The sequence below is a fragment of the Arthrobacter sp. H14 genome, assembly GCF_000520495.1.
Lineage (GTDB): Bacteria > Actinomycetota > Actinomycetes > Actinomycetales > Micrococcaceae > Arthrobacter_C.
The window spans coordinates 72,271-82,228 of record NZ_KI914633.1 but is presented as its reverse complement, the minus strand read 5'-3'; the positions used below and the strand labels follow the sequence as shown (position 1 = coordinate 82,228).

Annotated in this window: 12 protein-coding genes; 7 read left to right on the top strand and 5 right to left on the bottom strand. The window is 62.8% G+C overall.

Translation table 11 applies throughout. The features are described from left to right. The first annotated feature begins 382 nt into the window (after positions 1 to 382). The gene (locus Y707_RS0104870) at positions 383 to 595 is read left to right on the top strand and encodes a hypothetical protein (RefSeq protein ID WP_026534242.1); all 213 of its coding nucleotides are present in this window, start codon (positions 383 to 385) and stop codon (positions 593 to 595) included. A 22-nt stretch (positions 596 to 617) separates the two neighbouring features. On the opposite strand, the gene paaZ is transcribed toward Y707_RS0104870, so the two are convergent. Next, positions 618 to 2,708 (bottom strand): phenylacetic acid degradation bifunctional protein PaaZ, encoded by a 2,091-nt coding sequence (gene paaZ, locus Y707_RS0104865; protein WP_026534241.1) that lies wholly within the window; start codon positions 2,706 to 2,708, stop codon positions 618 to 620. Between the two features lie 167 nt (positions 2,709 to 2,875). On the opposite strand from paaZ, the gene Y707_RS0104860 reads away from it, so the two are divergent. After that, positions 2,876 to 3,307, top strand: coding sequence for a PaaI family thioesterase (locus tag Y707_RS0104860; RefSeq protein WP_026534240.1), 432 nt, complete (start codon positions 2,876 to 2,878; stop codon positions 3,305 to 3,307). Here Y707_RS0104860 and Y707_RS28800 read toward each other — a convergent pair. Next, positions 3,304 to 3,837 (bottom strand): GNAT family N-acetyltransferase, encoded by a 534-nt coding sequence (locus Y707_RS28800; RefSeq protein WP_026534239.1) that lies wholly within the window; start codon positions 3,835 to 3,837, stop codon positions 3,304 to 3,306. The two genes, Y707_RS0104860 and Y707_RS28800, sit on opposite strands and share 4 nt — an antisense overlap. A 117-nt stretch (positions 3,838 to 3,954) precedes the next feature. Between Y707_RS28800 and Y707_RS23535 the strand changes: the two genes are divergently transcribed. The 3 genes from Y707_RS23535 to Y707_RS0104840 are packed head-to-tail and all read left to right on the top strand — an operon-like array spanning position 3,955 to position 6,167. After that, on the top strand, positions 3,955 to 4,797 hold the full coding sequence (locus Y707_RS23535; RefSeq protein ID WP_162150176.1) for an SGNH/GDSL hydrolase family protein: 843 nt from the start codon (positions 3,955 to 3,957) through the stop codon (positions 4,795 to 4,797). Between the two features lie 37 nt (positions 4,798 to 4,834). Then, positions 4,835 to 5,764 carry a 5'-3' exonuclease gene (locus Y707_RS0104845; RefSeq protein ID WP_026534238.1) on the top strand — a complete coding sequence of 310 codons (930 nt, stop codon included), beginning with the start codon at positions 4,835 to 4,837 and terminating at the stop codon, positions 5,762 to 5,764. 10 nt (positions 5,765 to 5,774) lie between these two features. Next, positions 5,775 to 6,167: an NUDIX domain-containing protein gene (locus tag Y707_RS0104840; RefSeq protein WP_026534237.1), complete on the top strand. Its 393-nt coding sequence runs from the start codon at positions 5,775 to 5,777 to the stop codon at positions 6,165 to 6,167. Positions 6,168 to 6,173: 6 nt separating this feature from the next. Here the strand turns inward: Y707_RS0104840 and Y707_RS0104835 are convergent, their stop codons facing one another. From Y707_RS0104835 to Y707_RS0104825, 3 genes are all read right to left on the bottom strand, one after another. Next, positions 6,174 to 7,055, bottom strand: coding sequence for a 3-hydroxyacyl-CoA dehydrogenase family protein (locus tag Y707_RS0104835; protein ID WP_026534236.1), 882 nt, complete (start codon positions 7,053 to 7,055; stop codon positions 6,174 to 6,176). Further along, positions 7,055 to 7,780: an enoyl-CoA hydratase/isomerase family protein gene (locus Y707_RS0104830; RefSeq protein ID WP_026534235.1), complete on the bottom strand. Its 726-nt coding sequence runs from the start codon at positions 7,778 to 7,780 to the stop codon at positions 7,055 to 7,057. Before Y707_RS0104830 ends, Y707_RS0104835 begins: the two co-directional genes overlap by 1 nt. A gap of 86 nt (positions 7,781 to 7,866) precedes the next feature. Beyond that, a complete protein-coding gene (locus tag Y707_RS0104825; RefSeq protein ID WP_026534234.1) occupies positions 7,867 to 9,051 on the bottom strand; it encodes a thiolase family protein in 1,185 nt (394 codons plus the stop codon). 181 nt (positions 9,052 to 9,232) lie between these two features. On the opposite strand from Y707_RS0104825, the gene Y707_RS0104820 reads away from it, so the two are divergent. Then, the gene (locus Y707_RS0104820; protein WP_026534233.1) at positions 9,233 to 9,466 is read left to right on the top strand and encodes a hypothetical protein; all 234 of its coding nucleotides are present in this window, start codon (positions 9,233 to 9,235) and stop codon (positions 9,464 to 9,466) included. A 46-nt stretch (positions 9,467 to 9,512) separates the two neighbouring features. After that, positions 9,513 to 9,950: a VOC family protein gene (locus Y707_RS0104815; RefSeq protein WP_026534232.1), complete on the top strand. Its 438-nt coding sequence runs from the start codon at positions 9,513 to 9,515 to the stop codon at positions 9,948 to 9,950. Positions 9,951 to 9,958: the final 8 nt, after the last annotated feature.

The window sequence follows — 9,958 nt, the reverse complement described above, 5'->3', positions numbered from 1 at the left end:
CGTCGCCCAGGAACTCAACAGCAGACCCCGCAAGACGCTGGGCTGGGATACCCCTGCCGAACGACTTCGTGATTTACTGACAACCAACTAACCACCGGCGTTGCAACGACCCCTAGAATCCGCCAGGAAGTGACTGCAACGCAATCATCGCTCAGAAGTAAACATTGCGGTGCGTTAGGCTGAACCACATCCGAGGGTCCTACAAGGGGGTAGCACGTGGACGCACTATGGGAAATCCTGTTTGGGACCTTACTGCTCAACCCCATCTGGAGTTGGACGTTGCCCGTGTCCATAGCCCTGATGGTTCTCTTTGCAATACTGGCTGCCCGCCGGCTGTCCTGGAGCTGGGTTCGCATTAGGGATCCTGGAAAGCTGGTGGCTGATGCTGATCGAGAGCGCTTTGTACCTGGCCTCCGCGCTGTTAGGCCTCGGCAACACAGCGACGGTGCCGGCCCTGCAGGGACTGAGTACTCCGCTGATCATGGTCATTCTTCACGCGGCCGTCGTCATCTTCGCTGTTAGAGGCTACCGCGCCTGGCGGACGGCATTGGCGCCCGCCCCGAAAGCCTCTGCGCCCTACAGCGGTCTGCTCTAGAGGGCGCAGAGGACCAAACAGCCTACTTCTCGACGAGCGTCAGCACGTCGTAGGTGGCGACGATTTCGTCATGTTGGTTGTGCAGAATGGCATCCCAACGGACCTCGCCGTACTCCTCATCCTCACGCGGCGTAATCTGCTTGGCCGTCAGCGTCACCCGGAAGGAATCACCGGCCGCCAGCGGGGTGATGAACCGCAGGTTCTCCAGTCCATAGTTGGCCAGGACCGGACCCGGCGCCGGCTCGACGAACAGACCGGCAGCCCAGGACAGCAGCAGATAGCCATGTGCGACGATCCCGGGGAAGAATGGATTCGCCGCGGCGGCTTCCTCGTTTGTGTGGGCGTAGAACGTGTCGCCGGTGGTGTTGGCGAAGGCTGTGATGTCCTCGAGCGTGACCTCCCTCAGCTCCGAGGCAACAGTGTCGCCAAGATTGAGTGTGGCGAGGTTCTTGCGGAACGGATGATCGCCGATATTCCTGTCCGCGCCCTGGTGCCAGACCTGGGTAACAGCGGTCAGCATGTTCGGCGAGCCTTGGATCGCCGTACGCTGCATGTGGTGGTAAACCGAACGGATGCCGCCCAGCTCCTCACCACCGCCGGCGCGTCCGGGACCGCCGTGTACCAAGTGCGGAACGGGTGAACCGTGACCGGTCGAGGTCTTCGCATCCTCGCGGTTGAGTACCAACACGCGGCCGTGGTGGGCGGCGATGCCGGTCACGATTTTGCGCGCGGTTTCGGCGTCGTTCGTCGCCACGGTCGCGACCAGGGAGCCATTGCCCATTGCTGCCAGCCGGATGGCCTCGTCGACGTCGTCGTACCCGATCACCGAGGAGACCGGCCCGAATGCCTCAACGTTATGGACCTCGGGGGTTTCGGCGTCGTCGAAGGTCAGCAGCATCGGCGGGAAGAAGGCACCCTCGCGGGACACGGATACGGAACCGTCCGCGTTCGTGATCTGCGGCTCGTCCATGCTGCCCAAAGCAATGTGCCCACCGGCGGTAACCAGCATCTCGACGCTCTTACGCACCTCGGCCAGTTGCTCCAGGGAGGCCAGCGCACCCATCGTGACGCCTTCGGCGCGCGGGTCGCCAAGTATCACGCGCTGTTCGATCCGCTCCCGGGTGGCCTGGACGACGTCGTCCATCAGGCTCCGCGGCACGATGGCACGGCGGATGCTGGTGCACTTCTGCCCGGCCTTGACGGTCATCTCTGTGACCAGCGACTTAATAAATGCATCAAATTCGGGCGTGCCGCGGACGGCGTCCGGACCGAGGATGGCGGCGTTCAGCGAGTCGGTTTCGGAGGTGAAGCGCACGCCGCCGAAGACGACATTGTCGTGGCTCTTCAGATGGTTGGCGGTTCCGGCGGAGCCGGTGAACGAGACCATGTCGCGGTAATCAAGATGATCGATGATCGTCCGCGCGCTGCCGGAAATCAGTTGCAGTGAACCGGCCGGAAGGATGTTGGATTCGACAATCGACTTCACGACGGCGGCAGTCAGGTAACCCGTCGGCGTCGCCGGTTTGACGATGGTTGGCACTCCGGCGAGGAAGGCCGGAGCGAGCTTTTCGAGCATGCCCCAAACCGGGAAGTTGAAGGCGTTGATCTGTACTGCGACGCCGGGAATGCGGGTGTAGATGTGCTCCCCGAAGAACGAACCGTCCTTGGAGAGCTGCTCAGCCGGGCCGTCAATGACGACCTGCGAATTCGGCAGTTCACGCCGGCCCTTCGAGCCGAATGTGAAGAGGACGCCGATACCGCCGTCGATATCCACCAGCGAGTCGACCTTGGTGGCACCGGTCTGGGCCGAAAGCCGGTAAAAGTAGTCGCGCTGGTCGTTGAGGTGCTTCGCCAGCTCCTTCAGCTTCAGCGCCCGCTGGTGGAAGGTGAGCTCACCGAGGGAAGTCTGTCCAACGGTCCGGCCGTAGTGAACGGCTGCGGCGAGGTCCAGTCCCTCGGTGCTTACCTTGGCGAGCAGGTCGCCGGTACTCGCATCCCGGACTTCAGCCCCGGCTGCCGCGACGTCGTCTTCCGGAGTCCACCAGGCATCCTCGACAAAACTGGGGACGGTTTCGACGGCCGTTTCGGTCGCCTCGGGGGCAAATGTAGTCATCGTTGACGGATCCTTCCAACGAAGTGCTCTTCAATGAACTGGGTGCAACGCCGGCCAGTATCGGTAAACTGACCGCTCGTTCGGTAATATGTCCACACTAGCTTAAACGCCGCACTGGAGTGCTTCCAGTTACGCGCTCACAGCAACGATAACCGCCAGGAGCATTAATGGAACCCGAGTCCCCGCAATCGCCCGAACCGTGGAAGATCGTCCTGGGTGAGCTCGACGAAAAAATGGGCGTGAAGGTCCTGGAGGAATCCGCCGAGCGCGTCGTTGCCACCATGCCAGTCGAGGGAAACCGACAGTCATTCGGCCTGTTGCACGGCGGCGCCTCCCTGTCCTTCGGCGAAGCAATCGGCTCTTGGGCCGCCGTCATCCACGCGGGACCCGGGCGCTCCGCCGTCGGCGTCGACGTCTCAGCCACCCACCACCGCTCTGCTCGCTCCGGACTGGTCACCGGCGTCGCCACTGCTATTCATTTGGGGCGTACGACGACGTCGCATGAGGTGGTCATCTACGACGAGGACGAGCGGCGGTTGTGTTCGATGCGGATCACCAATCTCATCCTCGACCGGCCGAAGCCCGGGGAGAAGGTTTAGCTTCCGTCCGGACGGGACCTGATCCAGCGCTTCAGCTGGACCGTCCTGCCGCGGTGCTCACCTTGGTGGGTTGACACGTGTATAAATCCAGCCCGTTCCGCAACCCGTTCACTCGGAGTATTACCGCTGACCGTTTCCAGCGCGACTTGGTCGAAGCCGTGGCTGAACAGCCAATCGCACAAAACTTGTGCCGCCCGCGTCGCAACTCCCCGCCCTCGCGCTTCGGGTAACAGGACATAGAAAATCTCCGGTTCGGGGTTGTCGGACAGCCCCATGCCAACTGTTCCCAGGGTCTCGCCGTCGAGAATCACGACGTAACGTGCGGCGATCCGCTGCTCTTGCCGTTCCCGGGTCCGCCGGATCCGACGGCGGGCGGCAGCTTCATCCATCTCCGCGGGGTAATACGTCCACTGCGGAACATCGGGAATCCGGCTCAGGATGTACTCCAACGTCCAGTCGTCCTCGGACAGGGCACGCAACGTCAGCGCACCCGTATGCAGTTCCAGAGGAAGCGGGACGTCGAAGGGCATGGACCTATGATGCCATTTGGCACAACAAGCGCTCCCGGAACATGGGGGCCCCGAAGGATGGGAAAACGAGTCTCAGGACCTATACCGTTCGGCGGCCAACCGGCGTATCTTGTCCTCATGATCACTCCGCCGAACTTCAACCTCGCCGTGCTGGCTCGCCTGGCCGCGGCCTCCGTCATGACCGCTGGGCTCGTTGCCGGCGCCGTCGCCGCACCTGCTTCTGCGCATCCCAAAGAGACCATCGACTATGTCGCTCTGGGCGACTCCTACTCGGCAGGACTTGGCGCTGGATCAACCAATGATTTCCCGTGCCTCAAGACGCCCGGCAGTTTTCCTGACCGAATCGATGCGAGGAAATCCGTAAACCTCGTAGCTAACGCGTCATGCAGCGGCGCCATTACAGCGCACATCCCTGTACAGGCGGTCGCTCTCACCGACGATACCGATCTGGTCACCATCACGGTTGGCGGTAACGACCTCCAGTACTCCACTGTTGTGGCGACCTGTCTCGGTTTTACCCCGGGCGATTGCACTGCTTCGCTCCGGACCGCCCGCCAATATGCTGAAAATCAATTGGCTTGGGATCTGCAAACCGTCTTTGCTGGCATTCAGCAACAGTCGGATGCCCACGTGGTCGTAATGGGTTATCCGCATCTTTTCTCACCCCAGTTTGGACGTCTCGGCCCAAATACTGCAGCAGCAAAAGCGATGAATGAAGCGACCACGGTTCTCAACGATGTCATTGAATCTGCAGCGGATGAGGCTGGATTCCAATACGTGGACGTCACTAAGGAGTTCCGCAATCATGGGATCGGTGCACCCGACCCTTGGATCCATGGCGTCGGCGCTGACGCGGCCCTCCACCCCACGGCCGAGGGATACAAGAAGGGATACTTCAAGACCTTCAAGAGCGAGGTGCAGCTCAACAAGATTCAGAAGAAGTCCCACTCATACAAATAGCCGGAAAATTGCCGAGGATACATGCCATGATCTAAACATGGCCGAACGCTTAATGCTCCTCGACACAGCGTCCTTGTACTTCCGCTCGTTCTACGGCGTGCCCACGAAAGTGCAGGCGCCCGACGGGACACCGGTCAACGCCGCGCGCGGGCTGCTGGACATCATCGCCAAGCTGGTAACCGATTTTGAGCCGACGCATCTGGTCGCATGCTGGGACGATGACTGGCGGCCGCAGTGGCGGGTGGATTTGATCCCGAGCTACAAGGAGCACCGCGTCAAGGAAGTCGTGCCGGGCGGCGTGGACGTTGAGGAGACCCCGGACGAACTCGTCGCGCAGATTCCGCTCATTCGCGAGATGCTGGACAAGCTCGGCGTGACGGTACTCGGTGCGGGGCAGCATGAGGCTGATGACGTTATCGGCAGCCTCGCCAGCCAGGCTCAGATGCCGGTCGACGTCGTTACCGGTGACCGGGACCTGTTCCAACTGGTCGACGACGACGCCGACGTCCGCATCATGTACACCGCCCGGGGGATGAGCCGGCTGGAAGTCCTGACCAACGACGTCGTGAAATCAAAGTACGGCGTGGCCGCGCACCAGTACGCCGATTTCGCCGCCTTGCGGGGAGACAATTCGGACGGGCTCCCGGGCGTCGCAGGAGTGGGCGACAAGACAGCCGCCGGCCTGCTGCAGGAACATGGCAGTCTCGCCCGGATCATCGCCGCAGCGGAGGAACACTCGCCCGAGCTCTCCAGGTCGGTCCGTGCAAAGATCACCGCCGCCGAGGACTACCTCAAGGTGGCGCCGACCGTGGTGGGCGTCGTACGGGATCTCGACTTTGGTTCGTTCGACGCGCAGATCCGCCCGCTGCCCGCAGACCGGCTGGCCGACGTCGAACGTTTTGCCGAAGAACACGGACTCGGCGGCTCCATGAAGCGGGCGCTCCACGCCTTAGGCACTGAAGCGTAGGCGGCGCCGTATGATGCATCGAATCGCGCTTGGAATCCTGGTCCGCGACGGGCGCGTTCTGCTGTGCCACCGCTCCCCCGCCCGTAGGTGGATTCCGAACGTTTGGGACTTCCCCGGCGGACATATCGAGAAGGGCGAGACCGGCCAGGAGGCGCTGATCCGGGAGCTGTGGGAAGAGCTCGCCATTTCGGCCACCGTTCACACCAGCGAACCGGACTTCAGCATGACCGGCGAGGATGTGGAACTTTCAGCGTGGATTATACGGGCCTGGGAAGGCACCGCCACCAATACGGTCCCGGAGGAGCACGACGACGTCGCCTGGGTGACGCTCGCGGAGGCGACGATGCTTCAACTCGCCGACGAAAAGGTCCTCGAGTGGATCACGCTCGTGCTCGAGGAATAGGAACCCTCAACTCTCCCAGGTGAAGAAGCCTTGTCCGGTTTTGCGGCCGAGGTGGCCGTTGGCGACTTTGTCGCGGAGGATCTGCGGTGGGGTGAAACGGTCCCCGAGGGTGGAGGCGAGGTATTCGGCGATACCGAGCCGCACGTCGAGTCCGACGATGTCGGTGGTTTTCAGGGGTCCGACGGGGTGTTTGTAGCCCAGTGTCATGGCGGCGTCGATGTCCTCGGGTGAGGCGACGCCGTCTTCGACCATCCGCATGGCCTCCAGTGCGATGGCGACGCCGAGGCGGGAGGAGGCGAATCCGGGGGCGTCATTGACGACGACGGGGGTCTTCTTCAGCGCTTCAATCCACACGGTGGAGGCCTCGGCGAGTTCCGGCGAGGTCTGTTTCCCCAACACGACTTCGACGAGCAGTGAGGCCGGGACCGGGTTGAAGAAGTGCAGGCCGCAGAACCGGTCCGGGCGTTCGAGCTTGCCGGCCAGTTTGTCCACCGACAGGGACGAGGTGTTCGTGGCCAGGTACGCCCCGGGTGACAGCTGCGCCTCGACCCGCGTCAGCGACTCGGTTTTGAGGTCGAAGTCTTCCGGCACGGCTTCGACGACCAAACCGGCCGCGGCGAAGGACGCGTAGTCGGTCGAGACGGAGATCCGGGCCTTGAGATCGTCGAGGGATTCCGTCGTCGTTCCCTTGTCCACGCTCTTCGCCAGCGAGCCATTCAGGCGCTCGGTGGCGGCGTCGGCTGCTGCTTGATCGCGTTCGACGACGACGACGGTCGAGCCGGCCGTGCAGAACGCGTGGGCAATGCCGGCGCCCATGCGTCCACCGCCGAGCACGCCGACGTGTTCGGGAACGGTGTGGCCGGTGGTGCCGGAAACGGGGTGCGTCATTACTTCTTCTTCCTGTCCAGAAATTTCTGCATGCGGTCGAACTTGGCCTCGGACTCGAAGAGCACGGCCTGGGCCAGCTGATCGATCACCGGGTGCGACTCCGCCGGAGCGGAGAACACCGACTTGGTGATCCTCGTCGCGAGCCGGTCCTGCTTGCCAATCCGGTCCGCCAGAGCATTCGCGGCGTCGATGAGGCCGTCCGGTTCATGGATTGAGGTGATCAAATGCACCGCGAGGGCTTCCTCGGCGGTGAGGATCCGCCCGGCGAGCAGGATTTCCTTGGCCACGGGTTCGCCGACCAGTTCCTTCAACCGCCACGATGCTCCGGCCGCGGCGAGGATGCCGAGGCCGGTCTCGGGGTTGCCGATCTTCACCGACGGCGTCCCGATGCGGAAGTCCGCGGCGTAGGCGAGCTCCGCTCCCCCGCCCAGGGCGTAGCCGTCCAGGGCGGCGATGACCGGCATCGGCAGCTCCGCGATCCGGGCAAACAACGTGGAGTTAATGCCCGCCAAGGCATCATCCCGTCGTCGTTCCCGCAACTGGGCGATATCCGCGCCGGAAGCAAAAACACCATTAGCGCCGGACAGGATCAGCGTCTTCGGATCCGCCTCCAACACCGCGCAGACCGCGTGCAGCTCATCGATCATCGTCTGATCAATCGCGTTACGGACCCCGGGCCGGTTCAGCTGAACGTGGACCCGGTCCGGGCGCTCCTCGACCAGCAACGTCTGGAAAGCGCCGCCGTCGAACGCTGCTGATGCTGGTGCTGGCGCCGCAGGTGCTGTGGGGGAATCTTCCGTGCCGGCCGCCACTAGACGCGCTCGATCAGCATCGAAGTACCCTGTCCGACTCCGACACACAGCGTGGCCAGACCGGTCTTCGCGTTCTCACGCTCCATCCGGCCCAACAACGTAATCGCGATCCGTGAACCCGATGAACCCAGCGGGTGGCCGGTCGCGATCGCACCGCCGTCGCGGTTGACGATCTCCTCATCCAGGCCAAGCCGGCGGATCACACCCAGCGACTGGGTCGCGAAAGCCTCATTCAACTCCACCGCGCCAAGGTCATCGACCGACTTGCCGGTCCGGGACAGGACCTTCTCCGTCGCCGGAACCGGGCCCAGCCCCATAACCTCCGGCGCAACCCCAGCCGAAGCACCATCGAGGATCCGGGCGCGGGCCTTCAAACCAAGTTTTTCGACGGCGGCCCCGCTGGCAATAATGATCGCCGACGCACCGTCATTCAACGAACTGGCGTTACCGGCCGTGACAATACCGCCGGGTTTAACCACAGACCGCAGCTTCGCCAGTGTCTCCATCGAAGTATCCCGGCGCGGGCCCTCATCGACCTCGACCAGGCCCTTCTTCGTCTGAACCCCAACAATCTCCGGAGCGAGGCGTCCGGCGTCGATCGCGTCAACGGCACGCTGATGTGACCGCAGCGCAAACGCATCCGCGTCCTCGCGGGTGATGCCCTCGACCTCAGCGACCTCCTCGGCCGTCTCCGGCATCGCGAACGTCGTCTTGTCCCGGGACTGGAACACCGGGTTCGTGAACCGCCAGCCAATCGAGGTGTCATACACCTCCCCCGGCTTCGCAAAGGCTTTCTCCGGCTTCGCCATCACCCACGGCGCCCGGCTCATCGACTCCACACCACCGGCAACGACAATATCCGCCGCACCCGACTTCACCATGTGCGAGGCCATAATGATCGCCGACAAACCCGAGGCGCAGAGCCGGTTGACCGTAATACCGGGAATCGAATCAGGGAACCCGGCCAGCAGCGTCGCCATCCGCGCCACATTCCGGTTCTCCTCACCGGCACCATTGGCATTACCGAGGATGACCTCCTCGATCAACCCAGGATCGACGCCGGCACGCGAGACGGCTTCCTTCAGCACCAACGCCGCCAAATCATCCGGGCGCACGCTCGACAGCGCTCCACCATAGCGACCAACAGGGGTACGAACCCCACCAACCAGAAAAGCCTCAGGCATGCGAACTCTCCGTATCCGGGAAAAGATTGACGCGGAGCATCCGCAACGCGTCGTAATATTACTGACCGTTCGTTCTATAAAGAATCCCACGCAGGCGCGGCCCGGTCAACTGGAACACTTAGGCACAGAATTCCACACCCGGCGCAGCCGCCCAAACCGCTGCGGCCGATAGGCTGTAACGGTGACCACACCACCCGATCGTCCGAAATCACCGCGCAGCAACGGCTGGTTCTGGCGCTATGGCCCTCTGATCGGCGCCGGCTTCGTGACTGGAATCATCTTCAGCCTGATCCAGGCACCGGACAAGTCCATCTTGACCTGGATCCTCATCGTCCTTGGAGCCGGCGCCGCCGCCGTGATGTGGGTTACGGGTATCCGGCGTTATTCAGCCGGGGCGACTAAGGACAGAAACTGACCTCATTGCTCTGGTCCCGGCCACCGTGCGGTTCTAGTCTCGATTCATGACATACAACATTCAAGTCGCAGTGGATTGCGTGGACCCGCATGGCCAGGCCGATTGGTGGGCGGAAACGCTCGGTTGGACGGTCGAACCGAGCGATGAGGCCTTTATCCGGTCCATGATCGAGCAGGGCTACGCAACGGAGGCGGACACCACGGTGCACAACGACCACCTCGTGTGGAAGGACGGCGCGGCCATCTGCCCCACAGACCAGGTCGGCATGAAGCCCCGGCAGCGGATCCTGTTCCAACCGGTCCCGGAGACCAAGACGGTGAAGAACAGAATCCACTTGGACATTAACCTCGACGGCGAGGACAAGGACGCACTGCGTGCCGGCCTCGAACAACGCGGTGCGACGTTCCTGTACCAGGCGAATCAGGGACCGCATGTGTGGTACACGATGAAAGATCCGGAGGGCAACGAGTTCTGCATCGGCTGAGCCGGAGC

Bases quoted from the DNA above. Each gene is read 5' to 3' on its own strand.
- Y707_RS0104870 (WP_026534242.1), top strand. From the start codon at position 383: ATGCTGATCGAGAGCGCTTTGTACCTGGCCTCCGCGCTGTTAGGCCTC.
- paaZ (WP_026534241.1), bottom strand. From the start codon at position 2,708: ATGACTACATTTGCCCCCGAGGCGACCGAAACGGCCGTCGAAACCGTC.
- Y707_RS0104860 (WP_026534240.1), top strand. From the start codon at position 2,876: ATGGAACCCGAGTCCCCGCAATCGCCCGAACCGTGGAAGATCGTCCTG.
- Y707_RS28800 (WP_026534239.1), bottom strand. From the start codon at position 3,837: ATGCCCTTCGACGTCCCGCTTCCTCTGGAACTGCATACGGGTGCGCTG.
- Y707_RS23535 (WP_162150176.1), top strand. From the start codon at position 3,955: ATGATCACTCCGCCGAACTTCAACCTCGCCGTGCTGGCTCGCCTGGCC.
- Y707_RS0104845 (WP_026534238.1), top strand. From the start codon at position 4,835: ATGGCCGAACGCTTAATGCTCCTCGACACAGCGTCCTTGTACTTCCGC.
- Y707_RS0104840 (WP_026534237.1), top strand. From the start codon at position 5,775: ATGATGCATCGAATCGCGCTTGGAATCCTGGTCCGCGACGGGCGCGTT.
- Y707_RS0104835 (WP_026534236.1), bottom strand. From the start codon at position 7,055: ATGACGCACCCCGTTTCCGGCACCACCGGCCACACCGTTCCCGAACAC.
- Y707_RS0104825 (WP_026534234.1), bottom strand. From the start codon at position 9,051: ATGCCTGAGGCTTTTCTGGTTGGTGGGGTTCGTACCCCTGTTGGTCGC.
- Y707_RS0104815 (WP_026534232.1), top strand. From the start codon at position 9,513: ATGACATACAACATTCAAGTCGCAGTGGATTGCGTGGACCCGCATGGC.